Source organism: Gemmobacter caeni (assembly GCF_003054195.1).
Lineage (GTDB): Bacteria > Pseudomonadota > Alphaproteobacteria > Rhodobacterales > Rhodobacteraceae > Gemmobacter > Gemmobacter caeni.
The window spans coordinates 124,608-149,939 of sequence record NZ_QBKP01000008.1 but is presented as its reverse complement, the minus strand read 5'-3'; the positions used below and the strand labels follow the sequence as shown (position 1 = coordinate 149,939).

Genomic DNA, 25,332 nt, shown 5'->3' with positions numbered 1-25,332 from the left:
GGCTTAACCCTCCACTTTCTCTTGGTTCTTCTTCTGGGCCCGCTTCAGCGCGGATATGGCGGCATGCACCGCAACGGCACCGCCCACCACACCGGCAGCGGTCATGCCCACCTTATCGGCATTGGCTTCGATGCCGAATTGTTTGATGTTGGTCAGCCGGTCATAGAAAGAGCCCTGATCCCAGAATCCGTCCTCGGAACAGCCGATGCAGCCATGGCCCGACTGGATCGGGAAGCTGACGCCCTCGTTCCAGCGCACGGTGGAACAGGCGTTATAGGTGGTCGGCCCCTTGCAGCCCATCTTGTAAAGGCAATAGCCCTTGCGCGCATTCTCGTCGTCCCAGTGCTCGACGAACTGGCCTGCGTCGAAATGCGGGCGGCGATAGCATTTGTCATGGATTCGCTGCCCGTAGAACATTGCCGGGCGGCCCTGACGGTCCAGTTCGGGCAGGCGGTCGAAGGTCAGCATGTAGGTGATCACGCCGGTCATCACCTCGGCGATGGGCGGGCAGCCGGGCACCTTGATGATCGGCTTGTCGGTGATGACCTTGTGCACCGGCGTCGCGCGCGTCGGGTTCGGCGCCGCCGCCTGCACACAGCCGTAAGATGCGCAGGCGCCCCAGCTGATCACGGCCTTGGCGTGTTCGGCGGCATGTTTCAGTTGCTCGACAAAGGGTTTGCCGCCGACGATGCAGAACATGCCATCCTCGTTCAGCGGCGGATTGCCCTCGACCGCGAGGATGTAATTGCCCTTGTATTTGTCGATGGTCTCTTGCAGCGCGGCTTCGGCATGATGCCCGGCGGCAGCCATCAGAGTGTGGGAATAGTCGAGCGAGATCATCGACAGCACCACATCCTTGGCCAGCGGATGCGCCCCCCGGATGAAGCTTTCCGAACAGCAGGTGCACTCCAGCCCGTTCACCCAGATGACCGGCGTGCGCGGCTTGGTTTCCATCGCATGTGCGATCTTCGGCACGAAGGCCGGGCCAAGGCCCAGCGCGCTGGCGGTCAGCGCGCAATATTTCATGAAGCTGCGCCGGGTGATCCCCTGTTTGCGCATCACCTCATAGAAGGTTTCGATCTGGCTCAAGGCTGGCCTCCCTTCATCGTTCCACCCCACGGCCAAATGGCGCAGGCTCCCGCTGCACAGGAAAACAGGCCCTGACCGGCCGCACAAAATGAAAGTGTGCACCAGTATGCCGGAAGTAATCTTATTTTATTTCATATAGTTGATGCAGATATGGCTAGGCCGCGCCGGTCGCGGGCTAATCACTTGCCCGGACAGGCGGTCAGCGGCTTTCCGCACCGCCCAAGCTCCGCGCCGCCGCGACAACCGCCTGCCCCAGCGCCAGCCCGCCGTCATTGGCGGGCGTGAGGCGATGGCTCAGCACCGGCAACCCACGCAGCCCCGCCTCCACCGCCGACAGCAGGCGCGTGTTCTGGAAGCACCCCCCCGACAGCACCACCGCCTGCGCCGCGCCGCTTTCGACCAGCTGACGCGCGGCACCGGCGAATGCCTGCCCCAGCCCGGCGTGAAACCGTTCAGCTATCACCTCGGTCGGCAGGCCGTGCCGCAGGTCATCGCGCATTGCGGGCCAGAGCGGAGCCGGGTCGAATTCGGTCCCGTGCAGGGTCAGTTCATACCCGCAACCCTGATCCGGCGCATGACGTGTCAGCGCCTCCAGCCGCATCGCGGCCTCGCCCTCGTAGCTTTGCCCCTCCGCGCAAATGTCCAGACAGGCCGCCACCGCATCGAACAGCCGCCCCGCGCTGGAGGACATCGGCGCGTTGATTCCCCTGGCCGCCGCCTGCCTCGCCAGATCGCGCGGACGACCCGGAAACAACGCATCCGCCCAGTCGGGCAGCCCCGCCTGATCGAGTCGCACCAGTGCATTGCGCCAGGGTTCGCGCGCCGCTTTGTCGCCCCCGATCAGCGGGGCGGGTTTCAGCCAGAACCTGCGTTCGAACCCACGGTAATCGCCAAACAGCACCTCACCTCCCCAGAGCGTTCCGTCAGGGCCGAGGCCGGTGCCATCAAGGACAATCGCCGCCACATTTCCCCCCTCCAGCGGCCAGCCGTTCTCGGCCAGACAGGCGGCCATATGAGCGTGGTGATGCCAGACCTCCGTCACCGGAAGGCCCATGGCTTTCCCGGCCTGGGTCGCGCGATAACCGGGATGGGCATCGACGGCGACCAGTTCGGGGCGATGATCGAACAGCGCCCGGTAATCGGCCACCGCCTTTCCGAATTCATCGGCACAAAGCGCGTCATCCAGATCGCCCAGGTGATGCCCCGGCAGCGCCTGTCCGTTCTTCGTCAGGCAGATGGCACCCTTCATCTGCCCGCCCAGCGCCAGCACCTGCGGCGCAGCCTCAAATCCCGGCGGCAGGGCCAGCGTTCCGGGCGCCCGCCCCCGCGCCCGGCGCAGCACCATTGGCGGCGTGCTGCGTTCGACACTGTCATCCAGCCGCCGCGCGATCTCGCGGTCATGCAGGAGGAAGGCATCGGCGAACCCCGACAGCTTCTCGCGCGCCTCGGCATTGCCGGTCACCTGCGGCTCGCCGGACAGGTTGCCGCTCGTCATCACCAGAACGCCGCCGAAAGCATCGCTCAGCAGATGGTGCTGCGGGGTATAGGGCAGCATCACGCCAAGCTCGGCCATGCCCGGCGCCACGACCTCGGGCAGGATCTGGCGCGACGGCGCCAGAACGATGGGCGCCGCCGGGTCACGGAGCAGCGCCAGATCCGCCCCAGACAGAACCACCACACCTTGCAGCGCCGCCTCCTGCGCCATCAGCGCCAGCGGTTTCGACGGCCGGTACTTGCGGTGCCGAAGGGTCGCCACCGCCACCGGATTTGCCGCGTCGCAGGCCAGATGGAAGCCCCCAAGCCCCTTGATCGCCAACACCGCCCCCGCCCGCAACAGATCTGCCGCCAGCGCGACCGCGTCGCCCGGCATATCCTGCCCCGCCACCTCCAGCCAGAGCCGGGGGCCGCAGGCAGGGCAGGCAACCGGCTGAGCATGGAAGCGCCGGTCAGCAGGGTCGCGGTATTCCGCAGCGCAATCCGGACACATTGGAAAGGCCGCCATCGTCGTCTGCGCCCGATCATAGGGCAGCCCGTTCAGAATGGTGAAACGCGGACCGCAATGCGTGCAATTGGTGAAGGCATATCCCTGCCTGCGGCCCGTCCCGCGAATTTCCGTGGCACAGGCGGCGCAGGTCGCTGCATCCGGCGTCACGCGGGTTTCCGCGCCCCTGCCCCGGCTTTCCGCGATTTCAAACCCCGGCGGCAGGGCACCGCCGAACGTCGCCACCTCCACCGCGTCGACGCGCGCCAGTTTCGGCGCCCGCGCGGTCAGCGCCGCTACGAATCCATCCAGCCCCGGCCCCGCCGCCTCGATCCCCACGCCTTCGGCGTCATTCCAGACACGGCCGGTCAGACCAAATTCCTGCGCGAGTTGCCAGACGAAGGGCCTGAAGCCAACGCCCTGCACCTGCCCGCGTACCCGTATGACCACAGCGTTCATATTGCCTGCCCTCCCCGCCTGCATCCACGCCTGGCTGGCGCGGCCTGGGCCTAGTGAACCGTGCAGACCATGCAGGGGTCGAAGCTGCGTACCACATGCTGCACGGACAGCGCCCCCGGCCCTTCCACCGCCACCCCTTCCAGCGCCGCCTCCAGCGGGCCGGGCACACCGGCGCTGTCACGCGGGCTGAAATTCCAGGTGGTCGGGGCGATGATCTGGTATCCGGCGATCTTGCCCCCCTCGATGCGCAGCCAGTGACCCAGCGCACCCCGCGCTGCCTCGACCAGCCCGGCGCCGCGGCCCGACCTTGGCAGATGGCCCTGCACCATGAAGGCTTCTCCCGGCACGATCCCGGCGACCAGCCCCTCCATCACCGGCTGGCTGCGTGCCAGCTCCAGAAGCCGCCCGGCCACGCGTGCCAGCACCCCGCCGCCCACGAGCGCAAGTGCAAGCGGATGGCCGTCGACCACCTGACGCGCCAGCGCGCCCACCTCATACCCCCGGCCCTGCAAACGCGGGGCCTTGCACCAGCTGTAGGCCGGGGCCGACATGCTTTCGTCCGGCACCGTCACGCCTTCAAACGGGTGCTGCGCCCCGCCCGCCATCCAGGCGTGGCTCAGATCCTCGGTGACCGCCGCAGGATCAAGCTGCCGCGCCACCCCGTCCCAAACCCCGGCGGCAAAGACCGGGCCTTCTGCCTGGCGATAGGCCCCGAAAGACAGATAGCGCCCGCTGCCCCGACCCAGCGTCAGCAGATCAAGGTCCGCCGCGATTTCAAGAAACAGCCCGACATCGCCCCGCCCCCAGCGCATCAGCGCATCAGGCGTGTCGAGCGCGGCAAATTCCTCCAGCGACCCGCCGAACAGAACCTCCTCCAGATAGCGGCGGAAGGCACGCAGCGTCGCGCCAAGCCGGGCCTTTTCGCGCAGGCCGGGTGCCCGCGTGACCCCGCCGGGCTGGATGGCGAGCGTATGCGGCCATTTCCCTGCCAGAAGGCCCATGACATGCAAAAGCTCGGCCCGCGCCTGCACCGCACGCCGCTGCGCACCGCCTTCCATCGCGGTGAACCGCTCCACTGCGCGACGATGCCAGGGGCGGGTTGCGTAATCCGGGCGCGCGAAATCGGGCATGAAGAACAGGTGAAAATGCGTCAGATGATCCGCCACGTTCTCCGCCGCATGGATCAGCGCCGCCATGGCCGCACCCTGCGGTGTCGGCTCCAGCCCCATCGCACCGGCCAGAGCCTGCGCCGCAGCGGCCGACTGGCTGATCGAGCAGATGCCACAGATGCGCGGCGTGATCACAAGCGCATCGCGCGGGTCGCGCCCCAGCAGCATCTGTTCAAAGCCGCGATACAGCGGGGCATTGACCTCGGCCCGCCGCACATGCCCGTCCTCGACGGTCAGGGCAACTTCCAGATCCCCCTCGACCCGGTTGAAGGGGCCGACCACCAGGCGCATCATTTCGGCCGCCTCAGCGTCGGCGGCACCAGCACGCGATCCGCCTTGGCGTTCTGGCCGATGCGTTCCGGTGTCGCCGCCTTCGACAGCGAGGCAAGCGCCATGAACCAGGCTTTCGGCATATCGGTCGGCAGGCCGACCGGGATGCCCGCGACCTTGGGTGTCTCGACAAAGGCATGGGCAGGGTCTTCGAAGCGCGGCGCGGTGCAGTTGATACAGGGGTAGCCGCCCCGCGTGCAGGACCCTTCGCCGTTCCAGGGGCGGATATTGCAATCGCCCACCGCCTGCGTGCCGATACAGCCCAGATTTTCCATCATGCAGCCGATCTCCGACAGTTCCCGCGCACTGGCCTTGTATTCGTAGAACTCGTTCTTCGGACAGCCGTGGTGAACCAGATGATCCGCGTAAAAGCGCGGCCGGGAAAAACCGTCCAGTGCGATCTCCTCGCCTGCCGCCAGCAACATCAGGGTTTCGGTCACCCAGCCCGGATGCGTCGGGCAGCCCGCGATATTGATGACAGGATCACCGCCCCCCGCCCGCCAGTCCGGGGCGAACAGGCCACCGGAGTGACCACCGTCATATTGCAGGCCGACCGCATCCGAGGGGTTGCCCCCCGCCGCCGTCACGCCGCCAAAGGCTGCACAAGATCCGACGGCGACGACATGGGCCGCGCGCGGCGCCAGCCTTTCGACCCAGTGCATGAGGCTGTGCCCGGTGCCAGCCAGCATCTGAAACCGCCCGGTGCCTGCCGGCCCCCGTGCAATCGCGCCCTCGACGCACAGGATATCAAGCACCTGCCTGCCCTCGGTGATTGCATTCAGCAGGGTCAGCACCTCGGCGCCGGTTTCCAACGAAAGCGCCGGATGCCACAACAGACGGATGCCCGCATCCTCAAGCGTTTCGATCACATCCGGGCTTTCGGCGCAGAGCAGGGACATCGTGCAGCCACCGCAGCCCGCCGCCTGAAGCCATAGAAGCGTTTTCATCCGGCCCCCTCTGCCAGTGGCAATTCCAGCCGGAAAGCCGCGCCCTCTGCCTCGTCCATCAACGCCAGAAGGCCGCCATGCTCTTCCGCGATCTTGTGGCTGATCGACAGGCCAAGCCCCGTACCCCGCCCCACCGCCTTGGTGGTGAAGAACGGATCGAAGATCGCAGCCCGCACCGCCTCGGGCACACCCGGCCCATTGTCGGCCACGATCAGCACCGCCTGCCCTGCCTCGGTGCGGACGGAAAGACTGATCCTCGCGCCGGCCACGCCTTCCAGCGCGTCGACAGCATTCTGGATCAGGTTCATCACGACCTGCTGGATATGGCCGGGCCGCCCGAGAACCATCGTCCGGCCCAGCGCTGTGCTGTCCAGCGTGACCGACTGGCTCATGCCCCGCATGACCCATTCCGCAGCGACCCGCGCGGTTTCGGCCAGATCGAATACAACCATTTCGCCCGCCCCGTCCGAGGACAGGCGGCGCAGATCCTCCACGATGTCGCGCACGCGTTCCGCACCATCGCGCGCACCGCTGATGGCCATGCGCAGATTCTGCACTTCGCGGTCCAGCCGCAGATCCTGACGCAACGCGATCAGCTCCTCGCGGCTGGCCCCATCCTGCACCCTGGTGAAATAGGTTTCGAACTTGCCCGCATAGCGTTCAAGCGCATGGGTATTGGCATAGACGAAACTGATCGGGTTATTCAGCTCGTGCGCCACCCCGGCCAGAAGCCGCCCCAGAGAGGCGAGCTTTTCGTTGCGCACCAGAAAGGCCTGTGCCGTCTTGAGCGCGTCGAGACTGGCCGAAAGCTCGGCATAGGCCTTGCGCAGCGCGCCCAGCGGGCGTCCGGTCAGCACATAGCCATCCACCCGGCCCCGGTCGTCCAGGCGGGGCGCAACCGACAGTTCCAAAGGCTCCACCCCGCCAGGTGTCAGCAGATCGCATTCAAGACTGGCGCTGCGCCGCTGTTCGCGCACGCTTTGCAGGATGACCGCCAGCAGCGGCCGCTGCCCTTCGGTGAACATATCGGGCAGCGCCATGGTCACGACCTGGCTTTCCTGCCCGCCAGTCAGCAGCGTGACCGACCGGCTGACCTGCTCCACCTGACCGCCACGCCCCGCAACGATCAGCACATCCGAGACGGAGGACAGGATTGCATTCAGGAAAGTGCGCATTTCCTGCAATTCGGCATTCTGACGCTCCAGCCGCTCCTGATAATCCACCAGATCGGCATAGGTGCGGTCCATGGCCGACAGCACCTCGCCCCAGGCATCATCGCTGAAGGGCACCGGCTGGGCGGGGTCGCTGGATTCGTGCGTCGCGGTCATGCCCTGATCCTAGGCCGGTGGCGGGTTCTGGCAAAGCCGGAATCTTGTCCTGCCGGGCCGTCGCCATGGTTATTTGGAAAGTTAACTTCCACAAAGTTAGAAAATCGGACAATTATTTTTCGATTCTCGGTAGACAGATGCATACCGAGACCGCATTTTATACTTAAGCCTCAAGGCTTTGCAGAAAATCCCGGCTATCGGCAAATTCCTGATCACGGCAGGCGGAAAGCCATGCTTTCACTTGGACGGAGGAATGCAAACCATTCGACCAGCCACCAGGGAGGGGACGCCGGTGCCGAAACGAATTCTGATCCTCGGGATCGGCAATGTTCTGTGGGCTGACGAGGGGTTCGGTGTCCGCTGCGTCGAGGAAATGGCCGACAGCCACGCCCTGCCGGAGAATGTGCAACTGCTCGACGGTGGCACGCAGGGGCTGTATCTGCTGCCGTTTCTTGAAAATGTCGACGCGCTGCTGGTGTTTGACGCGATCGACTACGGGCTGCCACCCGGCACGATGAAACTGGTGCGCAATGATGAAGTGCCCGCCTTCATGGGCGCAAAGAAGATGAGCCTGCACCAGACCGGCTTTCAGGATGTCATCGCCACGGCGGCCCTGACGGGATGCCGCCCGCCGGAAATGGCGCTGATCGGCTGCCAGCCGGTCGAGCTGGAGGATTACGGCGGGGGCCTGCGCCCGCTGGTCGCGGCACGCATCCCCGAAGCGCTGGCCATGGCGCGCGTGATCCTGGCCGAATGGGGCGTCGCGGTCGGGCCGGGCCGCACCAAAAGCAACCTGCTGGCCGATCCCTCGATCCGCCGCGACGCTTATGAGGCGGGCCGCCCCTCTGAAGACGAGGCCTGCCGCACGGGCGATGCCCGTTTCTTTCCCGGTGTCGCCTGATGTGCGTGGGCATTCCGGTCCTTCTGGTCGCAATCGACGGCATCGCAGGGCATGCGCTGGACGGCGAGCGGCCCGCGCTGGTCGACCTGTCCCTGCTGCCCGAGGCGCGACCGGGCGACTGGGTGCTGAACTTTCTGGGCACCGCCCATGCCCTTCTGCCCGAGGACGAGGCGCAGAAGATCCGCGCCGCCCTGGCCGGGCTTGCGGCACTCATGCAGGGCCAGGACCCGGGCGATGCCTTCGCCGATCTTGAAAACCGCCTGCCCCGGCTTCCTCCCCATCTTCAGGCCGCGCAGGATGCGGGCCGCAGCACAGGCTGACACCATGCAAGACCATGCCCCGCTACAGGATCTGCCCCCGTCCAGCGGTCTTCACCCGCTGATTGCCCGGCTGGAGACGGAGTTCCTGTATCCCCGCCTCGCCTCGGCAGAGGATGTCACCGGCTTTCTGGCACGCCCCGGCCAGCACTGCCTGTTCATTCCGGGCGATCCGCGCCGGAATCTGGAAACGGCGGATGCGGCGGTGATCCTGCCCGAGCTGCGGCTTGCCTTCCAGAATGCCTTTGATTGCGCGGTTGTCGATGAGGCCATCGAAACCGCCTTGCGGGAACAGTATCGCGCCCTGAAGACGCCGGGGCTGCTGTTCTTCCGCGAATCCGGCTTTCTGGGTGCCATCGAGAAGGTCCGTGACTGGTCCGACTATCTCGGGCGCATCACCCATATCCTGTCCCTTCAACCCGCCTGAGGTTCCGATGGTCAGCCCCTTCACCCTTCCCCCCGCCGGTTTCGGACCCGGATCGCAGCCCGACCCGGATGGCGAACTGCAATACATGGCCATGCCCTCGGGGATGCGCACCTATGCGCCGCATATTCCCGAGGCCGAGGACCAGCAGGCCATGGCCGATGCGCTGGCCATGCTGGCCGAAATGGCCGCCGCCTGCGAACTGGTGGCGCAGGGCGCGGCGCCGGTCAGTTTCGATCTGGCCAGCCTTTCGCCCGGAGCGCGCAAGGTCATGGCTGATGCGCTGGGTCAGGGCGAAGTTTCCATGAAGATCCGCGGCCTGCCTGCGGTCATGGTGCAGGAAAGCGTCTTTGCCGGGGTCTGGATGTGTCTGGCCGCCGGGATGGATCTGGTCGAGGTGGCCCCCGTGCCCGCTCTGGCACTGACGCGGGCCCATATGCCACACCGGCCTGCCATCGGAAGCCTCGCGCGGAAGGGGCCGGGCCTCGCCAACGCCCCTGCGATCCTGACCGAGCTGGTGGAAAAGTCGCGCAGCCACAAGGCCGGAGCGATGGCGCATGTGATCAACCTTTCCCTGTTGCCGCATACACCCGAGGATCTTGACTGGCTGGCCGAGGCAACGGGCGAAGGCGCCGTTACCGTGCTGTCGCGCGGCTATGGCAATTGCCGGGTTACAGCCACCGCCATGCCCTCCGTCTGGAAGGTGCAGTTCTTCAATTCGATGGACACGCTGATCCTCGACACTTTCGAGGTGACCGGGATGCCCGAGGTCGCATTGGCGGCCGATGAAGACCTGCGTGACAGCGCCCTGCGCATCCGCGACGTGATCGAGGCGATCCGATGACGCCGGGGTTCGAGGGCAGCTATCTGGGCGCGACCGACAAGATCAGCCCGCTTGCGATCATGGAATGCAAGATCTGCTGGACCCCCTATGATCCGGCGGAAGGCGACGATACGCGGCAGGTGATGCCCGGCACCGCCTTTGTCGATCTGCCGGAGGACTGGTCCTGCCCCGGTTGTTCTGCCCCGAAAGCCCAGTTTCTGGTGCGCGAAGACCCCGGCGCCGCCTCGGCCCCGGTTCTGGCAGAGATGGAGCGACGCACTCAGGCGCTGGTCGCCGATTTCACAGAAGTCTTTAACGGCAAGATGCGCGATGTTCCGATGGTGAACCATGCGCTGCATGTGCAGGCGGTTGAGTTTCAGCCATATGAGGGCGGCTTTCTGGGTGTGCTGGTTGCCCCGTGGTTCATGAACCTCGTGTTCCTGCCCCCGGCGGATTACCCGTTGCTGCCCGCAACCGGCAAGGAGGTGCTGGTCTTCCCGTCAGGCGAATATGAATTCATCCATAACGCCCGTGAAATGACCGGCCCCTATCTGGCCTGCTCGCTGTTTTCGCCCATGGGCGATTTCACCAGCCAGCTTCAGGCGGTGGATGTTGCGCGCGCGGTGATGGCCGAGCTGTTCCGCCCGGAAAACCGCGCCGAAACCGACCGGGCCGCAGATATCCGCGCGCGGCGCGAGGCAGAACTGGCGCCGCCCGTAGACAGCCTGCCAGCGGCAGAAGGGCCGTCGCGCCGGAGGCTCATCACCGGGGGGCTGGGCGGATGACGCTGGCTTCGGTCCTCTTGGGCTTTGGGCCGGACGGACCCGCGCTTCGCACCGGCCAGCGGCTGCCGGTCGAGACGATGGTTCTGGGCAGGCCCGTGCCCGAAGTGGCCGAACTTCTGCCCCGGTTGTTCAACCTGTGCCGGGTGGCGCAGGGCCTTGCGGCGCAGCTGGCGCTGGGTCTTCCGGCGACGGGCGATCTGCGGACCGAAATCATCAGGGATCATGTGATCCGTCTGACGGTGATCCTTCCAAGGGCCTTCGGGCTGACAGCGCCCGCCCTGCCCGCAGATCCGGCAGAGTTGCTGGGCCGGAACGGACTGCCTGCCGACGGGGATCTGTGCCGCTGGGACAGCCCGCTGACACCGCTGGCCTGCCGGATCACGCAGGAATTCGCCCCGGGCATCGCCTGCACCGCCCCCTTGCCGCCGCCGCCGCATCCGCTGGCCGAAGGCGCATATGAGAATTCTGCCGCCGGTCGGCAGGCAGGTGCCCCCACCCTGCGCGCCGTTGAAAGCCGCTACGGACGCGGGCCGCTCTGGCGCTTCGTCGGCTTGCTGGCCGATCTGGAGGCCGCGCTGGCCGACCGGCTGCCTGCGCCGGTCGCGGCCGAGGGCCTTGCCTGTGTTCCTGCCGCGCGCGGCGCCTACGGCCTGCGGCTGAACTCGTGCGAGGGTCGCGTGACCGGCATCGCCCGGCGCACCCCGACCGACCATCTGCTCGCCCCCGGTGGCGCGCTGCTACAGGCGCTGGGTCGCCTGCCCGCAGACCAACGCCATCTCGCGCCGCGCATCATTGCGCTGCATGATCCCTGCGTGCCGGTGCTGATCGAGGAGCCGCAGGATGCATGAGATGAGCCTTGTCGAAGGCATCCGCTCCATCGTGGAAGATCAGGCCCGCGCCCATGGTTTTTCGCGCGTCACCCTTCTGCGGCTGGAAATCGGCCGCTTTGCCGGGGTCGAAAAGCCCGCGCTGGCATTCGCCTTTGACGTGGTGATGAAGGGCAGCCCGGCCGAAGGGGCCCGGCTGGAGATCATTGACTTGCCGGGGCAGGCGCTTTGCTATGACTGCATGAAGCTGGTCGAGATTGCCGACAGGCTCGCCCCCTGCCCGCTGTGCGATGGCGGACGGCTGATCCCCGAGGGTGGCGATGAAATGCGGATCAGGAATATGGAGGTGCTGTGATGTGTACGGTTTGCGGATGTGGTGACACGGTGACCGTCGATGGCAGGGAAATGAGCCATGACGAGGCGCACCGGCTGGGCCTTGCGCATTCGCATGGCCCGGTCTTCCGGCCCGCAGCCCCCGCCCTGCCCTTTCCCCATATCCAGGCCACCGCCGACCGCGCGTCCGCACCGTCCCTGGCAGCAGGCCATCATCATTACGGCACCGGCCCGGCCGGGGTGTCGGTTCCGGGGCTGACGCAGGCGCGGCTGATCGAGGTGGAAACCTCGATCCTTGCCAAGAACGATGCCTTTGCCGCCTCGAACCGGCGGGTGCTCGACGCGCTTCGGGTTCTGGCGCTCAATCTCGTCTCCTCGCCCGGCTCGGGCAAAACCACGCTGCTGTGCAAGACCATCGAGGCACTGGGAGACGCCCCTCTGGCCGTGATCGAGGGGGATCAGCAGACCTCGAACGACGCCGACAGGATCCGGGCTACCGGCGCGCGGGCGCTTCAGATCAACACCGGCAAGGGCTGCCATCTGGATGCGCATATGGTCGGCACCGCCATCGACGCGCTGCGCCCCGCCGCCGGGTCATTCCTGTTTATCGAAAATGTCGGAAATCTGGTTTGCCCCGCAGGCTTCGATCTCGGCGAAGATGCCAAGGTCGCCATCCTTTCGGTGACCGAGGGCGAGGATAAGCCGCTGAAATACCCTGATATGTTCAGTGCCGCGCGTCTTGCGATCCTCAACAAGCTGGATCTTGCGCCGCATTGCGACGTTGATCTGGCCGCCTATACCGCCAACCTGCGGCGGGTGAACCCGAATATCGAAATCATCGCCCTGTCTGCCCGCACCGGCGCAGGCATGGCGGAATGGCTTGGCTGGCTGCGGGCGCGTCTGGCGGAGAAAGCTGCATGACCAGCCCACGCCCGACCGTCCTGCTGATCGACGACGAGCCACATTCGCTATCCTCGATGCGCATGGCGCTGGAGGACGAATTCGATTGCATCGCCGCTGGCAGCGCCGATGAAGCCGTGCAGCGGATGGAAGAGGAATGGGTGCAGGTGGTCATCTGCGATCAGCGGATGCCAGGCAAGACCGGGGTCGCCCTGCTGACCGAATTGCGCGAACGCTGGCCCGATACCGTCCGCATGCTCATCACCGGCTACACCGATCCGGGCGCGATGGCGAGCGCGATCAATGATGCAGGAATTCACCAGTTCCTGACAAAGCCGTGGCATCCGGACCAGCTTCTGATGGCGGCGCGCAACGGGGCGCATCTGTTCCAGCTTGCCCGCGAGAACGAGCGGATGGCGCTGGAGATGCGCTTTCTGGCCTCGTCCGCGCAAACCAAACTGGAAAAGCGCCGTCTGGCCCTGCGTGAGGGTCTGGGATTTGAAACCATCCTTCACAGCCCGCAAAGCCCGATGAAGGGCGTGCTGGCGGCGGCCCGGCATTTCGCCAGTTTCGACGTGCCCGTCCTGCTGACCGGCGAGCCGGGAACCGGGCGGGCGCGGCTGGCGCGCGCCATGCATTTTTCCTCGCTCCGTTCGGACCGGCCGTTCCATGCCCTGAACCTTGCCGGATTGACCGAGGAACTGGCCCTGATCGAACTTTTCGGTGCCAAGCGGGGTATCCTGCCCGGCGGCGTCAACAAGATCGGGCTGGCCCAGAAATGCGACCGGGGCACCCTGTTCATCGAGGGGGTCGAACATGCCTCGCCCGGCCTGCAACTGGCGCTGTGGCGACTGCTGGATGAGGGGAGCTTCACCCCTGTCGGTGGTCAGGAAGTGCAGACTGCCAATCTGCGGCTGTTGCTGGGCGCCGGGGCGGATCTGTTGCGCCGGGTGGCGGACGGCGCCTTCCGGGCTGACCTTTACTATGCGCTTGCGGTGGCGGAACTGGTGATCCCGCCGCTGCGGGCGCGGCGCGGTGACGTGGCGATCCTCGCACAGGCGTTTCTGGATGACCTTTCCGCCCGCCACGGCAAGGCCGCACACGGCTTTTCCCCCGATGCGCTGGAGTTTCTGGAAAACTGGGACTGGCCCGGAAATCTCAAGGAACTGCACAACGAGGTCACACGCATGCTGATCTTCGCACAGGGCCCGATGCTGGGGGCTGAACTCATCAGCCGCGCGATCCTTCAGGCAGCCCCCTCGGATCTTGGCTCCGACCGCAGCGCCGATGCCGCGCTGATGGCGGACGGCACGCTGAAGGATCGGGTGGAACTGATCGAAATGCGCATCCTGCGCGAAACGCTGACCCGCCACCGCTGGAACAAGAGCCGCGCTGCGGTGGAGCTGGGGCTTTCGCGCGTCGGCCTGCGGGCCAAGCTGGACCGCTATGGCATTTCCGACCCGTCGGGCCGCGTGCATGAGGAAGAGGAGGACTGAACGATGTGTCTTGGCATTCCTGGGCGGATCGTCGCGATCACGCATGCGGATCGTCTGATGGCGATGGCCGAGGTTTCGGGCGTGCGGCGCGAGGTGAATGTCGCGCCGGTCGCTGGCAATGACCTTGAGGCGCTGGTCGGGCAATGGGCGCTGATCCATGTCGGCTTCGCCATGGCCCTGATCGACGAGGAGGAGGCCGCGAAAACCTTGCAGGCGCTTCAGGATCTGGGCGAGGCGCAGGAAACGCTGGAACAGATGGCCTCTTCGGCGGAGGCGCTGGCATGAAATTCGCCTCTGAATTCCGCGATCCGGTGGCAGCCCGTGCTCTGCTTTCCGCCATTGCCCGCATGGCCGACCGCATCGGCGCCAGCCGTGACCGGCCCGTACACATCATGGAAATCTGCGGTGGCCACACCCATTCGATTTTCCGCTACGGGCTGGACAAGCTGATCCATGACGGGATCGAGTTCATCCATGGCCCCGGCTGCCCTGTCTGCGTGCTGCCGATGGCGCGTGTCGATGAATGTGTTGAGATTGCCGAACGTCCCGGTGTCATCTTCACCACATTCGGCGATGCCATGCGCGTGCCGGGGCATCGCAAGTCGCTGATGCAGGCGAAATCCGCCGGGGCGGATATCCGCATGGTCTATAGCCCCCTTGATGCGCTGGAACTGGCGCGGCGGAATCCGGGGCGCGAGGTGGTGTTCTTCGGGCTCGGGTTCGAGACAACGACGCCTTCGACCGCGCTGTCGATCCAGCAGGCCGCGCGCGAGGGGCTGACGAATTTCAGCGTCTTCTGCAACCATATCACCGTGCCGGAGCCGATCCGCGCCTTGCTGGACGATGCGGACATGACGCTCGACGGTTTCATCGGGCCGGGGCATGTCTCGATGGTCATTGGCGTCCATCCCTATGATTTCATTGCCCGCGACTATGGCAAGCCGCTGGTCGTCGCAGGGTTCGAGCCGACGGACCTGCTGCAATCGGTTCTCATGGTGCTGACCCAGATCGCCGAAGGCCGTGCTGCGATTGAAAACCAGTATGCGCGGGTGGTGCCGGAACACGGCAATCCGGTATCTCTGGCAGCGATCGCCGATGTCTATGAACGGCGGCCCAGCTTCGAATGGCGCGGTCTGGGCGAGATCGACGCCTCGGGCCTGCGGATCCGGGCGAAATATGCCGCCTTCGACGCGGAAGAGAAATTCGGTATCGGCTATGCCGCCTCCAGCCGCAATGTGCCGGAGATCGAGGGCTGTTGCTGCGGTGCGGTGATGACCGGCAAGATGAAACCGCCGCAATGCCCGCAATTCGGCACCGGCTGCTCCCCGGAAATGCCTCTGGGCGCCCTGATGGTCTCGTCCGAAGGGGCCTGTGCCGCCTACTGGCAATATTCCGGTATCAGGGCAGCAGAATAATGGCCCTGCGCGACACCCATGTGACCATGGCCCATGGCGGCGGCGGTCGGGCCATGCGCGACCTGATTGACGAGGTGTTTACCTCGGTCTTTCAGCCGCCCGGCTCCGAGGATCAGGCCCGGCTGACCGGGACAGCCTTGCAGGAACCCGGCGCGCGGCTGGCTTTCACCACCGACAGTTTCGTCGTCACGCCGCTGGAATTTCCGGGCGGTGACATCGGCAAGCTGGCGGTCTGCGGCACGGTCAATGATCTGGCGGTGGGAGGCGCGAGGCCGCTCTGGCTTTCGGCGGCTTTCATCATCGAGGAAGGCTGCGAAATCGCGCTGTTGCGCCGGATCGTGGCCACCATGGCCGCCGAGGCGGACAAGGCCGGGGTGCGGATCGTGACCGGCGACACCAAGGTGGTGGAGCGCGGCAAGGCAGACGGCGTGTTCATCACCACCGCCGGGGTGGGCGTTATCCCGCCCGGCCGCGATATAGGGGCCGCGCGCATTCGTCCGGGCGATGTGGTCATTGTCAACGGTGTGCTGGGCGATCACGGCGCCGCCATCCTTGCCGCGCGTGGCGATCTGGCGCTGTCCACCGATCTGGCAAGCGATTGCGCCGGGCTCGGCCATCTGATGCAGGCCGCCCTCGCCGCCGCACCGGGGATTTCCGCCGCCCGTGACTGCACGCGCGGCGGGCTGGCTTCGGCGCTGAATGAAATGGCGGCGGAGGCGGGGCTTGCCGTCGAGATACAGGAAACCGCCCTGCCCCTGCGCCCCGAGGTGGTCGGCGTTTGCGAGATCCTCGGGCTGGACCCGCTGTATCTGGCGAACGAGGGACGGCTGGTCCTGTTCTGTCCCGAGGCCGAGGCCACGGCGGCGCTGGCGGCCCTGCGCTCCCTGCCCGAAGGGCGCGACAGCACCGTGATCGGCCGCGCCAGCCAGGGACAGGCCGGGCGCGTGACCTTGCGCACGGCCTTCGGCGGCGCGCGGATCGTCGACATGCTGGTGGGGGAACAACTGCCGAGGATCTGCTGATCCTCATCTGTCCTCCGCTTCCGCAAAAGGGGCGCCCGAGGCGCCCCTTTTCCTTTACCTTGCTACAGGCGCGCTCATATCGCCCAATTGGCAAACCCGATAGACAGCAGAGGCACATAGGTAATCACCATCAGCGCCGCGATCACCACAAGGATCGGCCACAGAAGGCTGCCGAACATGCGCTGCACCGGGATTTTCGCCACCTGCGCGGCGGCGAACAGGTTCACCCCCAGCGGCGGCGTGAACATGCCAAGCGCGAGGTTCACCACGATGACGATACCGAAATGCACGGGATCGATACCGAAGCTCAGCGCGACTGGCGTCAGGATCGGGGCCAGAACCAGAATGGCCGCCGAGGTTTCGATGAACATGCCGACCACGAACAACAGCAGGTTGATGCCCAGCAGGAAGGTGATGTCCGACGAGAACGTTCCCTGCGCCCAGTCACCCACCGCGGCGGGAAGGCCCGAGCGGCTGATCAGGAAGCTGAACAGCGAGGCAGCGGCGATGATGAACATGACCGCCCCCGAAGATCGGGCCGCATCGCGGAACAGGGCAGGCAGTTCGGCCAGCCCGATCTCACGATAGACGAACATCGACAGGACCAAAGCATAGATCACCGAAACTGCGGCGGCCTCGGTCGGGGTGAAGACCCCGCCGTAGATGCCGCCGATAATGATGACCGGCATCATCAGGGCCCCGAAGGCGCGGCGCGTGGCCTGCCCCAGAGGCGCGCGGCTGTCGCCATCCTCGCGGCCATACCCCTTGAGGCGGCACCAGACCTGGACCATGATCACCAGCCCCGCCGCCACCAGAAGGCCCGGCAGCAGACCGGCGAGGAACAGCCGCGTCACCGAGGTTTCGGTCGAAACCGCATAAAGGATCAGCGGTACCGAAGGCGGGATGATCACCCCGAGCTCCGCTGAGGATGCCTGGATGGAGGCAGCCATCGGCACCGGATAGTGATGTCGCACCATTGCCGGGATCAGGATGGAGCCGACCGCGAAGGTCGTCGCCACCGACGAGCCGGAAATCGCGGCGAAAATCATGCAGGTCAGCACGCAGGAGCTCGCCAGCCCGCCCTGCACGCCGCCGACCAGCGCCTTGACGAAATCGACCAGCCGGGCCGAGATGCCACCATGCGTCATGATCACGCCTGCAAGAATGAAAAACGGCACCGCCATCAGCGGAAAGCTGTCCAGTCCGGTGAACATCTTCTGCGGCACCACAAGAAGTGGCATGTTCGAGAAGAAGTGGATCGAGAAGATCGAGGCAAGACCGATCGACACCGCGACGGGCACCGAAAGGGCGAAGAACAGGATCAGGAACGCGGCAAGACCAAGGTTCATTCGTGGATCTCCTCGTCATGCAGGGAGCCGCGCTCGGCATCGCGGTGCCGCAGCAGGACACCTGGAATGGCGCAAAGGGCACCGAACGGGATGGCCGCGTAAAAGACCGCCATCGACACATCCAGCATCGCGACCCGCTGGCTCTGCGCCCGTCCGGCCATGAGGATGCCATACCAAACCAGAACACCCAGAAAGATCAGCGTCAGCAGCGTGACCAGCCGGACGACCCAAAGCTGGATCGGTGCGGGCAGCAGCGAACGGATGAAATCAATCGGAATCATGGTCCCGGCCCGGAATGCCGCCCCCGCGACAAGGAAGGTCGACCAGATGATCGCGCCGCGCGCCACCAGTTCGGACCAGACGGCGGCATCGCCCAGGACGAAGCGGGTAACGACCTGAACAAAGACAAGAAGTGTGGCAATAGCCAGCAGCAGGGCTGCGGCATTATGGGTCAGGCGCACGGCAGCCTCGCCCGCAGACGTCAAAGCTTTCAACATTCCTCCTCCCGAGAATGCGCGGCGGCCTGCGCCGCCCTCCCCCCGAACCGTGCGCCGGCGCATCAGGGAAATGCGCCGGCCATCGGTTTACTTTTGCGCGTCGCGAATGCGCTGGATCAGCTCGGGCGAATATTTCGGCGCATATTCGTCATAGACCGGCTGCACCGCAGCGGCAAACGCCGCCTTGTCGATGTCGGTCACGACCTCCATGCCATTGGCGATCATCTTCTCGACACCGGCGGTCTCGTTCTTCGCCACGGTCGCGCGCGAGGCTTCGGCCGCGGCCTTCGCGGCCTCTTTCATCCAGCCCTGCTCTTCGGGCGACAGCTCGTCCCAGGTGATCTTGGAAATCACCACGGCCGCCGGGGAATAGACATGCCCGGTCAGCGAGGCATATTTCTGGATTTCCCACATGTTATTCGCAGTGATGATCGGCACCGGGTTTTCCTGCCCGTCGATGGTGCCCTGTTGCAGGGAGGTCAGAACCTCGGTCCAGCTCATCGGGGTCGGCGCGGCACCCAGCGCCTTGAAGGCAGCGATATGCACCTCGTTTTCCATCGTGCGCAGCTTGATGCCCTTCAGATCATCCGGGGTGCGGATCGGATGCTTGGAATCGGTGATGTGGCGAAAGCCGTTTTCGGCCCAGGCCAGTCCCACCAGACCTGCGGGTTCGAAATCGGCAAGGATTTCCTGCCCGATCTCGCCGTCCAGCACGGCATGGGCCGAAGCGTAGTCCTTGAACAGGAACGGGAAATCCAGCGCATAGACCTGCGGCACGAAATTCCCGATCGGCCCCGTGGACGAGATGGTCAGTTCGACCGTGCCGATTTGCAGGCCTTCGATCACGTCCCGCTCGCCGCCCAGCGCGCCTGCGGGTTTCAGCGCGATTTCGATATCGCCGCCCGAAAGCTCCTCGATCTTCGTCTTGAACGCCTTGCCCGCGTCGCCGTAATGGCTTTCCAGCGGCGGGGTGAAAGCGAGATTGAAGGTCTTGGCGGTTACCGGCAGCGCAAAGGCCGAGGCACCGGCCAGCAGCACGGCAAGCGTCGTCAGTCGGGTCATGGTGGTTCCTCCCTGGAATGACCGTTGATTGCGGCGGGGCGCCCCTCGCGCCCCTGCCCGGAATGGGTTCAGGTGATGCGCTTCACGCTGGCCAGAATTTCCTCCGGCTCGAACACGCGCTTCCAGTCATCTTTCATCAGCACCGGAATACCGAATTCGATGGCCTTGTTGCAGGCGTCCGAGAACACGCCCTGCACCTCGTCGAAGATCACCGCGCCGAGGATGTTCATATGGCCCAGCAGGAAGTCGCGGGCACACTCCTGCGAGACGCCGGTCTTGACCACCTCGTCCATCGCCTGACGCATTACAACCAGCAGCGAGGCACAGACGGTTTCCGACAGGCCCGGCTCCAGATAGGCCATCTGTTCGACCGTGCAGCGATGGGTGCGGTTGACCGGCGCATAGATGGCGCGCGCGATGGAATCGCCCAGCGCATAATGTTCTTCCGGCCCCTGCATCAGCGCATTGACCACGCCCTGCGGCGCGGCGATGCCACCGAAATGGTCATGCAGTTCAGCATCGGTCTTGCCGTAGTTGAAAATGACCGGATGGCAGGGGTGGGTCACGAAATAGGTGATGTCGGCGCGTTCCGGCAGATCGCCCGCGAAGGGCGCCGCCGCGTCCAGCACCACGACCATGGTGCCGGGGTCAAGCTGCGGCACCAGATCCTTCGCCACCTTGCCGATCACCGTATCCGGCACCGCCAGGATCACCACATCGGCGCCTTTGATCGCCACCTCCGGCGCCACCGCCTCGGCCCCGATCTCAGAGCGCAGGCGGTCTTTGCCGATGTCCGAAACCTCGACGCTGCGCACCTCGAAATCGGTCCTGGCCAGATTGCGGCCCAGACGGATGCCCATTTTTCCGCCCGCCCCGAACAAGGCAACTGTCGTCATGATGTTCCTCCCGCTGCGCCAAGCGCATCTTGCATAACTGGTATGATGAGATAATAATATGACGATTAAGTCAATAGCCGCTGTCGCCAGCCGGCACACCCCGCGGCAAGGGAGGAAACCGATGTCGGAAGACGTGCTGGACACCGCGCAACAGGCACCCTGGCTGACCTGGTATGGCGACGATTTCACCGGCTCGGCTGCGGTGATGGAGGTGCTGGCCTTCGCGGGCGTACCTGCCGTGCTGTTTTCCGACATCCCGTCAGAAGCGCTACTACGCCGCTTTCCGCATGCGCGCGCCATCGGCATCGCCTCGACCTCGCGAACGGAAAGCCCGGAATGGATGCAGGAAAACCTGCCCGCGCCGTTGGGCTGGCTTCATCGTCTGGGTGCGCCGATCCTGCATTACAAGGCCTGCTCCACCTTCGATTCTTCGCCCGAGACCGGCTCGATCGGGGCGGCGATCGGGGTCGGGCTGTCGGTGCGCCCGGCGGCAGCCGTGCCCATGCTGACCGCCGCGCCACAGATGCGCCGGTATCAGGCGTTCGGCCACCTGTTCGCGGGCACGCTGGACGGGGTGTTCCGGCTGGACCGGCACCCGGTAATGGCACGACATCCGGTCACCCCGATGGCCGAAGCCGATCTGCTGCGCCATCTGGCGGCGCAGACCGATCTGCCTGCGGCGCTGATCGACCTCGAGATGCTGGCCGATGACCCGCAGACCGCGCTGGAGCGCGCGCTCGCCACCGGCGCACGGGTTCTGTCCATCGACGCGATGGCCCCTGATTCGGAGGCCGCCGCCGGGCGACTGATCTGGGAGAACCGCGACCGGCTGGGGTTTGCCGTCGGCAGTCAGGGTATCGAGTATGCGCTGGTCCGGCACTGGATTGCCAGCGGCCTCATCACCAGCCCCGCCCCGGTGCCGGGGCTGGCAAAGGTTTCCGCCATCGCGGCGGTTTCCGGTTCTGTTTCCCCCACCACAGCGCGGCAACTGGATCACGCAGCGGCGCAAGGTTTTGAACTGCTGTCCTTCCCCGCCGCCTGCGTCTGTGGACCGGAGGCAGAGGCAGAGGCGCAGATTGCCCGCGTGATCGCCGAAGGCTGTGCCGCTGCCGCACGCGGGGCCAGCCCGCTGGTTCATTCGGCGCGCGGCCCTGACGACCCGGCGGTCACGGATTTCCGCGCAGCTCTTTCCGGCGTGTCCCTGTCAATGACCGAAGCCAATGCCCGCATCGGCGATGCGCTTGGCCGCATCCTTGATGGCATCCTGCGCGGATCGGGCCTGCGCCGGGCGGTGATCTCGGGCGGCGACACCTCGGGCTTCGGGATGCGTCGGCTGGGGTTGCAGGCGCTGGAGGCCCGCGCGCCCACCATTCCGGGGGCGGCGATCTGCCAGGGCTATGGCACATCCCAGCATGACGGGCTGGAAATCGCGCTGAAGGGCGGGCAGATGGGGGCAGAAGATTTCTTCGGCTGGGTCCGCGATGGTGGCGGGCCGCGATAAGAGGGCCAAAATCATGCAAGCGACGCCCCCGGGCCAGAAGCTGCAGGCCCTGCTGGGCGGTGGCGCCTTCATCCTGCTGCTGGCGGGAACCAATACCCCCACGCCCCTGCTGCCGGTCTACCGCGAGGTTCTGGGCTTCTCGCCCCTGACCATGACACTGACCTATATCTCTTATGTCGGGGCGCTGGTCGCGGTGCTGTTCGTGGCGGCGAGCCCCGCCATCGCAAGCCGCGCGCCCCTGATGCTGGTGCTGTCACTCGGTCTGGCCTGCGCGGCAGATCTGTTGCTGGGCACCGGACAGGCGCCGGGTATTCTGGCCGGGCGCGCGCTTCAGGGACTGTCAGGCGGGCTTGGCACCGGCGCGGCGGCAGCGGTTGTGGTTGCAGCCATCGGCGCAGGCGGACGGGCACTGTCGGCCACCGGCAATCTGGCCGGGGCGATCCTTGGCACCTCGGCTTCGGAACTGGTGCTGCAACTGACGGGCACGCGCGCCATCACGCTCAGCTTTCACATCCACGCCCTTGCCTGCATCGCGCTGAGCCTGCCGCTGGCCCTGCTGCTGATGCGGCGGCGTGCGCTGAACCGGCAGAGCATCCATACCGGCACGGCAAACCTCGACCCGGTTTCCCCGATCCTGCGCGTGAACTGGCGCCCGCTGCTGACCGGCTGTCTCACTTGGTCCGCGCTGAGTTCGGCCATCGTGTTCCTGCCCAGCTATTTCGCGGATCATGGCATGCCGTTGGTGCAGGCGCTTGGGATTCCGCTGCTGCTGCTGGCCAGCCTGATCGTGCAGCTTGCAAGCCCCCGCATGGCGCAGCTTTGGCCGCAGCTCTCGGGCCTGCTGTCGATTGCGCTTGGTCTGGCCGCTATCCTGATCGCAGCGGCAACCGGGCAGGATCTGCCCGGCCTCGCAGGCTTTGTGCTGATTGGTGCAGGCGCAGGCGGGGCCTACCGGCTGTCGCTGATCCTGCTGACCCAAGGCACCGGCGCCGCCACACAGGGCCGCCTTGCCTCGCTTTACGCTGCAATCACCTACGGTGTGACCGCGTCGGTCGTGCTGCTGGCGGGGGCAGTGGCCCAGCGGGCCGGTCTGGTGCCGGTGACGACCCTTCTGCTGGCCGTCACCCTGCTGGGCTGCCTGGCCGCCCTGCCCCTTGCACCGCGTCTTGGCAGGTCGGGGCCCTGAACCTCAGCGCGCAAACCTCGCCAGCGAAGCCGCAAGTTCGGGGCGGGTCCCGGCGTAGTCGGCCAGCGCGATCCCTGCCTCTGCCGCCTCCCACGCCTGACGGATCGCCGTGACCCCGGCACGAGCCCCCATCGGGTGCCCATGGATGCCGCCGCCCCCCAGATACATCAGATCCAGCCGACCGCCGGTCCGGCGGAAGGTCTCGGGCGCCTGCCCGCCCCATTGGCCGGAACAGACCACTGGCAACGCACAATCGGCCTCGGAAAAGATCGGCGTCAGGCAATCGCCAAAGCTGCGCACGAAACTGTCGTCAGGTTCCCAGTATTTCGCGGCGATACCGTTGACCTGAAACTGATCCACCCCCAACAGGCGCCAAATCTTCTGATAGGCGCGAAATTCCATCCCCAGCGCGGGATTCCGGGTCAGGATGTCCCAGCCGTTGCGATGCGCATGCAGGCAAAGGGCCGAGCGTTTGCGCAGGAAACTCATGCCGCCATAACCGACCGAGTTGATATTGACCACCGCCGCCGCGCCGCCCGCCGCATGAACCAGATCGTGATTGCGCATCATCACATCCGGGTCGGCCGAGGAAATGCCAAAGGCATAAAGCACGCGCTTGCCGGTCTTCTGCTGATGATCCTCGATCACCGGCATGATGGCAGCCACACGGTCGGCCAGCGGCGAATAGCCGGGCGACATCAGCTTTTCATCATCCTTGATGAAATCGACCCCGGCCTCACAGAGTTCCCGCACCACCTGTGCGGTGTCAGCAGGCGTCAGGCCCAGCGACGGCTTGATGATCGAGGCGATCATCGGCCCTTGCGCCACATCCATCAGCCGGCGCGATCCGGCAATGCCGAACTGCGGCCCCGGATGGCATGCCCATGCAGACGGCAGGTCGAAATCCATCACCCGGACCCCGGAAAGCCCGCGCGCCGAATAGACACCGCCGACGGTAATCGTCATCAGCGCGGCGATATCGGTGCCCACGGCCTCCAGCGGGAAGGCGATGGTGACATCGCCACGCAGGTAATGGGTTCCGGGCGGGTCTTCGGGGCGCGGGAAGCCGGGCTGATCGGTGCTTTCCAGCGGCTGCACCGCGACCACGCGGGCAGCGCAACGCGCACGCACTTCCTCGGTCTCGCCCGGAAGTTCGGTAAAAGTGCCGGTCGATTGGTCGGAGGCGATCTTTTCCGCCATCTTCTCAAGGCTCGCCCCCGGCAGGGCCGGAATTTCCAGCCGATAGGTGACGCGAATGGTGCTGTCGTCGCGCTTTCCGGTCATGCCGTCCTCCTTCTCTACCCTTATGGTATACTCATTATACCACATGACAGCAATGACTTTCTATCCGGCCACATCCGCCAGACGAAAGCACAGCGGACTGTAATTTCTGCGAATTTCCAGTACCTTGCTCACGCAGCGCACGGCTACCGCTCTGGTTGCGAGCGGGGCGGATATTGCATATGATCACCTCATCATACAATTTCACCCCGCAGAAACGAGACACCCCATGCCCCCGACCAGCGATACCCCCCGGACGGCCGCCCCTGCCGGGGAGGACAAGATTGTCCGGCGCAAGCTGTCGGACGAGGTGTTTGACCGGCTGCGCGCCATGATCACCTCGGGCGATCTGCGGCCCGGCGACCCCATGCCGTCAGAGCGCGATCTGATGCAGCGCTTCGGCGTTGGCCGCCCCGCGGTGCGCGAGGCGCTGCAATCCATGCAGACCATGGGGCTGATCACCATTTCCCACGGCGGCCGCAGCCGGGTGAACGCCCTGTCGCCTGACAGCGTTCTGGACCGGGTGGACGAGGTGGCGCAGATCCTGCTGTCTTCTGCCCCCGATCAGCTGGAAAACCTCAAGGAGGCGCGTCGCATGTTCGAAATGGGCATGGTGCGGTTAGCTGCCTTGCGGGCGACCGAACAGGATTTGTTCGATCTTCGCCGTATCCTGGATGACCAGCGTGGCCATCTGGATGACCCGCGCCAGTTCATCGAAGCCGATCTGCGCTTTCACGCCCGCATTGCGGAAACCACGCGCAACCCGATCATGGCTGCCGTCTCGGCGTCGATGCTGCGCTGGCTGCTGCGCTATTACACCGCGCTGCTGCACTGGTCAGGAAACGAGCACAAGACCCTGGCGGAGCATGAAGAGATCCTGACCCTCATCGGCCAGAAAGACCCGGAGGGTGCGGTAAATGCCATGCGCCGCCATCTGGACAGGTCGAGCGAAATGTATCGCTACGAAAGCTGACCGGACGCCGCAGGGGCGCCCGGATCAGGGTATCAGCACGA

At 65.7% G+C, this 25,332-nt stretch carries 25 protein-coding genes; 15 read left to right on the top strand and 10 right to left on the bottom strand.

The genetic code is table 11. The features are described 5' to 3' along the window. Window positions 1–3: 3 nt before the first annotated feature. From C8N34_RS13865 to C8N34_RS13845, 5 genes are all read right to left on the bottom strand, one after another. Complete coding sequence (locus C8N34_RS13865; RefSeq protein WP_054304675.1) at window positions 4–1,089, bottom strand: hydrogenase small subunit; 1,086 nt, start codon at window positions 1,087–1,089, stop codon at window positions 4–6. Window positions 1,090–1,288: 199 nt separating this feature from the next. After that, entirely contained in the window at window positions 1,289–3,529 is a 2,241-nt protein-coding gene (hypF, locus tag C8N34_RS13860; protein ID WP_108129311.1) for a carbamoyltransferase HypF, read from the bottom strand. A 50-nt stretch (window positions 3,530–3,579) separates the two neighbouring features. Continuing rightward, a complete protein-coding gene (locus tag C8N34_RS13855; RefSeq protein WP_108129310.1) occupies window positions 3,580–4,992 on the bottom strand; it encodes a nickel-dependent hydrogenase large subunit in 1,413 nt (470 codons plus the stop codon). Further along, window positions 4,989–5,975 (bottom strand): NADH-quinone oxidoreductase subunit B family protein, encoded by a 987-nt coding sequence (locus tag C8N34_RS13850; protein WP_108129309.1) that lies wholly within the window; start codon window positions 5,973–5,975, stop codon window positions 4,989–4,991. The genes C8N34_RS13855 and C8N34_RS13850 overlap by 4 nt, the downstream gene beginning before the upstream one ends. Continuing rightward, window positions 5,972–7,303: a sensor histidine kinase gene (locus tag C8N34_RS13845; RefSeq protein ID WP_108129308.1), complete on the bottom strand. Its 1,332-nt coding sequence runs from the start codon at window positions 7,301–7,303 to the stop codon at window positions 5,972–5,974. Before C8N34_RS13845 ends, C8N34_RS13850 begins: the two co-directional genes overlap by 4 nt. Window positions 7,304–7,595: 292 nt before the next feature. On the opposite strand from C8N34_RS13845, the gene C8N34_RS13840 reads away from it, so the two are divergent. The 12 genes from C8N34_RS13840 to hypE are packed head-to-tail and all read left to right on the top strand — an operon-like array spanning window position 7,596 to window position 16,546. Then, window positions 7,596–8,204, top strand: a complete 609-nt coding sequence (locus C8N34_RS13840) for a HyaD/HybD family hydrogenase maturation endopeptidase (protein ID WP_425320670.1) — start codon at window positions 7,596–7,598, stop codon at window positions 8,202–8,204. Beyond that, on the top strand, window positions 8,204–8,524 hold the full coding sequence (locus C8N34_RS13835) for a HypC/HybG/HupF family hydrogenase formation chaperone (protein ID WP_108129306.1): 321 nt from the start codon (window positions 8,204–8,206) through the stop codon (window positions 8,522–8,524). The genes C8N34_RS13840 and C8N34_RS13835 overlap by 1 nt, the downstream gene beginning before the upstream one ends. A gap of 4 nt (window positions 8,525–8,528) precedes the next feature. After that, on the top strand, window positions 8,529–8,948 hold the full coding sequence (locus C8N34_RS13830) for a thioredoxin domain-containing protein (protein ID WP_108129305.1): 420 nt from the start codon (window positions 8,529–8,531) through the stop codon (window positions 8,946–8,948). A 7-nt stretch (window positions 8,949–8,955) separates the two neighbouring features. Beyond that, window positions 8,956–9,789, top strand: coding sequence for a hydrogenase expression/formation protein (locus tag C8N34_RS13825; protein ID WP_108129304.1), 834 nt, complete (start codon window positions 8,956–8,958; stop codon window positions 9,787–9,789). Continuing rightward, window positions 9,786–10,553, top strand: a complete 768-nt coding sequence (gene hybE / locus C8N34_RS13820; RefSeq protein ID WP_108129303.1) for a [NiFe]-hydrogenase assembly chaperone HybE — start codon at window positions 9,786–9,788, stop codon at window positions 10,551–10,553. The genes C8N34_RS13825 and hybE overlap by 4 nt, the downstream gene beginning before the upstream one ends. Then, a complete protein-coding gene (locus tag C8N34_RS13815; RefSeq protein WP_108129302.1) occupies window positions 10,550–11,401 on the top strand; it encodes a HupK protein in 852 nt (283 codons plus the stop codon). The genes hybE and C8N34_RS13815 overlap by 4 nt, the downstream gene beginning before the upstream one ends. Beyond that, complete coding sequence (gene hypA / locus C8N34_RS13810) at window positions 11,394–11,735, top strand: hydrogenase maturation nickel metallochaperone HypA (RefSeq protein WP_054304685.1); 342 nt, start codon at window positions 11,394–11,396, stop codon at window positions 11,733–11,735. The genes C8N34_RS13815 and hypA overlap by 8 nt, the downstream gene beginning before the upstream one ends. After that, window positions 11,735–12,634 (top strand): hydrogenase nickel incorporation protein HypB, encoded by a 900-nt coding sequence (gene hypB, locus C8N34_RS13805; RefSeq protein ID WP_054304686.1) that lies wholly within the window; start codon window positions 11,735–11,737, stop codon window positions 12,632–12,634. Before hypA ends, hypB begins: the two co-directional genes overlap by 1 nt. Beyond that, on the top strand, window positions 12,631–14,109 hold the full coding sequence (locus C8N34_RS13800) for a sigma-54-dependent transcriptional regulator (RefSeq protein WP_054304687.1): 1,479 nt from the start codon (window positions 12,631–12,633) through the stop codon (window positions 14,107–14,109). Before hypB ends, C8N34_RS13800 begins: the two co-directional genes overlap by 4 nt. Window positions 14,110–14,112: 3 nt before the next feature. Then, a complete protein-coding gene (locus C8N34_RS13795; protein WP_054304688.1) occupies window positions 14,113–14,394 on the top strand; it encodes a HypC/HybG/HupF family hydrogenase formation chaperone in 282 nt (93 codons plus the stop codon). Beyond that, window positions 14,391–15,524 carry a hydrogenase formation protein HypD gene (gene hypD / locus C8N34_RS13790; RefSeq protein WP_054304689.1) on the top strand — a complete coding sequence of 378 codons (1,134 nt, stop codon included), beginning with the start codon at window positions 14,391–14,393 and terminating at the stop codon, window positions 15,522–15,524. The genes C8N34_RS13795 and hypD overlap by 4 nt, the downstream gene beginning before the upstream one ends. Further along, a complete protein-coding gene (gene hypE / locus C8N34_RS13785) occupies window positions 15,524–16,546 on the top strand; it encodes a hydrogenase expression/formation protein HypE (protein WP_108129301.1) in 1,023 nt (340 codons plus the stop codon). The genes hypD and hypE overlap by 1 nt, the downstream gene beginning before the upstream one ends. A gap of 74 nt (window positions 16,547–16,620) precedes the next feature. Here hypE and C8N34_RS13780 read toward each other — a convergent pair whose 3' ends face one another. The 4 genes from C8N34_RS13780 to C8N34_RS13765 all read right to left on the bottom strand — a co-directional run bounded on the left by C8N34_RS13780 (window position 16,621) and on the right by C8N34_RS13765 (window position 20,350). After that, the gene (locus C8N34_RS13780; protein WP_108129300.1) at window positions 16,621–17,895 is read right to left on the bottom strand and encodes a TRAP transporter large permease; all 1,275 of its coding nucleotides are present in this window, start codon (window positions 17,893–17,895) and stop codon (window positions 16,621–16,623) included. Then, window positions 17,892–18,392: a TRAP transporter small permease gene (locus C8N34_RS13775; RefSeq protein WP_108129299.1), complete on the bottom strand. Its 501-nt coding sequence runs from the start codon at window positions 18,390–18,392 to the stop codon at window positions 17,892–17,894. Before C8N34_RS13775 ends, C8N34_RS13780 begins: the two co-directional genes overlap by 4 nt. An 87-nt stretch (window positions 18,393–18,479) precedes the next feature. Further along, window positions 18,480–19,454 carry a TRAP transporter substrate-binding protein gene (locus tag C8N34_RS13770; RefSeq protein WP_108129298.1) on the bottom strand — a complete coding sequence of 325 codons (975 nt, stop codon included), beginning with the start codon at window positions 19,452–19,454 and terminating at the stop codon, window positions 18,480–18,482. A gap of 68 nt (window positions 19,455–19,522) precedes the next feature. Then, window positions 19,523–20,350: a phosphogluconate dehydrogenase C-terminal domain-containing protein gene (locus C8N34_RS13765; RefSeq protein ID WP_108129297.1), complete on the bottom strand. Its 828-nt coding sequence runs from the start codon at window positions 20,348–20,350 to the stop codon at window positions 19,523–19,525. Between the two features lie 121 nt (window positions 20,351–20,471). Between C8N34_RS13765 and C8N34_RS13760 the strand changes: the two genes are divergently transcribed. Continuing rightward, the gene (locus tag C8N34_RS13760) at window positions 20,472–21,851 is read left to right on the top strand and encodes a four-carbon acid sugar kinase family protein (RefSeq protein ID WP_108129296.1); all 1,380 of its coding nucleotides are present in this window, start codon (window positions 20,472–20,474) and stop codon (window positions 21,849–21,851) included. 13 nt (window positions 21,852–21,864) lie between these two features. Continuing rightward, a complete protein-coding gene (locus C8N34_RS13755; RefSeq protein WP_158640702.1) occupies window positions 21,865–23,037 on the top strand; it encodes an MFS transporter in 1,173 nt (390 codons plus the stop codon). Window positions 23,038–23,040: 3 nt separating this feature from the next. On the opposite strand, the gene oiaX is transcribed toward C8N34_RS13755, so the two are convergent. Further along, entirely contained in the window at window positions 23,041–24,321 is a 1,281-nt protein-coding gene (gene oiaX / locus C8N34_RS13750; protein ID WP_108129294.1) for a 3-oxo-isoapionate-4-phosphate decarboxylase OiaX, read from the bottom strand. Between the two features lie 226 nt (window positions 24,322–24,547). Between oiaX and nanR the strand changes: the two genes are divergently transcribed. Further along, window positions 24,548–25,291 (top strand): transcriptional regulator NanR, encoded by a 744-nt coding sequence (nanR, locus tag C8N34_RS13745; protein ID WP_108129293.1) that lies wholly within the window; start codon window positions 24,548–24,550, stop codon window positions 25,289–25,291. Window positions 25,292–25,332 lie beyond the last annotated feature (41 nt).

Bases quoted from the DNA above. Each gene is read 5' to 3' on its own strand.
- hypF (WP_108129311.1), bottom strand. From the start codon at position 3,529: ATGAACGCTGTGGTCATACGGGTACGCGGGCAGGTGCAGGGCGTTGGC.
- C8N34_RS13795 (WP_054304688.1), top strand. From the start codon at position 14,113: ATGTGTCTTGGCATTCCTGGGCGGATCGTCGCGATCACGCATGCGGAT.
- C8N34_RS13780 (WP_108129300.1), bottom strand. From the start codon at position 17,895: ATGAACCTTGGTCTTGCCGCGTTCCTGATCCTGTTCTTCGCCCTTTCG.
- C8N34_RS13850 (WP_108129309.1), bottom strand. From the start codon at position 5,975: ATGAAAACGCTTCTATGGCTTCAGGCGGCGGGCTGCGGTGGCTGCACG.
- C8N34_RS13825 (WP_108129304.1), top strand. From the start codon at position 8,956: ATGGTCAGCCCCTTCACCCTTCCCCCCGCCGGTTTCGGACCCGGATCG.
- C8N34_RS13800 (WP_054304687.1), top strand. From the start codon at position 12,631: ATGACCAGCCCACGCCCGACCGTCCTGCTGATCGACGACGAGCCACAT.
- hypE (WP_108129301.1), top strand. From the start codon at position 15,524: ATGGCCCTGCGCGACACCCATGTGACCATGGCCCATGGCGGCGGCGGT.
- hypA (WP_054304685.1), top strand. From the start codon at position 11,394: ATGCATGAGATGAGCCTTGTCGAAGGCATCCGCTCCATCGTGGAAGAT.
- C8N34_RS13775 (WP_108129299.1), bottom strand. From the start codon at position 18,392: ATGTTGAAAGCTTTGACGTCTGCGGGCGAGGCTGCCGTGCGCCTGACC.
- C8N34_RS13835 (WP_108129306.1), top strand. From the start codon at position 8,204: ATGTGCGTGGGCATTCCGGTCCTTCTGGTCGCAATCGACGGCATCGCA.
- C8N34_RS13845 (WP_108129308.1), bottom strand. From the start codon at position 7,303: ATGACCGCGACGCACGAATCCAGCGACCCCGCCCAGCCGGTGCCCTTC.
- C8N34_RS13855 (WP_108129310.1), bottom strand. From the start codon at position 4,992: ATGATGCGCCTGGTGGTCGGCCCCTTCAACCGGGTCGAGGGGGATCTG.
- C8N34_RS13765 (WP_108129297.1), bottom strand. From the start codon at position 20,350: ATGACGACAGTTGCCTTGTTCGGGGCGGGCGGAAAAATGGGCATCCGT.
- C8N34_RS13830 (WP_108129305.1), top strand. From the start codon at position 8,529: ATGCAAGACCATGCCCCGCTACAGGATCTGCCCCCGTCCAGCGGTCTT.
- C8N34_RS13760 (WP_108129296.1), top strand. From the start codon at position 20,472: ATGTCGGAAGACGTGCTGGACACCGCGCAACAGGCACCCTGGCTGACC.
- C8N34_RS13815 (WP_108129302.1), top strand. From the start codon at position 10,550: ATGACGCTGGCTTCGGTCCTCTTGGGCTTTGGGCCGGACGGACCCGCG.
- nanR (WP_108129293.1), top strand. From the start codon at position 24,548: ATGCCCCCGACCAGCGATACCCCCCGGACGGCCGCCCCTGCCGGGGAG.
- hybE (WP_108129303.1), top strand. From the start codon at position 9,786: ATGACGCCGGGGTTCGAGGGCAGCTATCTGGGCGCGACCGACAAGATC.
- C8N34_RS13770 (WP_108129298.1), bottom strand. From the start codon at position 19,454: ATGACCCGACTGACGACGCTTGCCGTGCTGCTGGCCGGTGCCTCGGCC.
- C8N34_RS13755 (WP_158640702.1), top strand. From the start codon at position 21,865: ATGCAAGCGACGCCCCCGGGCCAGAAGCTGCAGGCCCTGCTGGGCGGT.
- hypB (WP_054304686.1), top strand. From the start codon at position 11,735: ATGTGTACGGTTTGCGGATGTGGTGACACGGTGACCGTCGATGGCAGG.
- hypD (WP_054304689.1), top strand. From the start codon at position 14,391: ATGAAATTCGCCTCTGAATTCCGCGATCCGGTGGCAGCCCGTGCTCTG.
- oiaX (WP_108129294.1), bottom strand. From the start codon at position 24,321: ATGACCGGAAAGCGCGACGACAGCACCATTCGCGTCACCTATCGGCTG.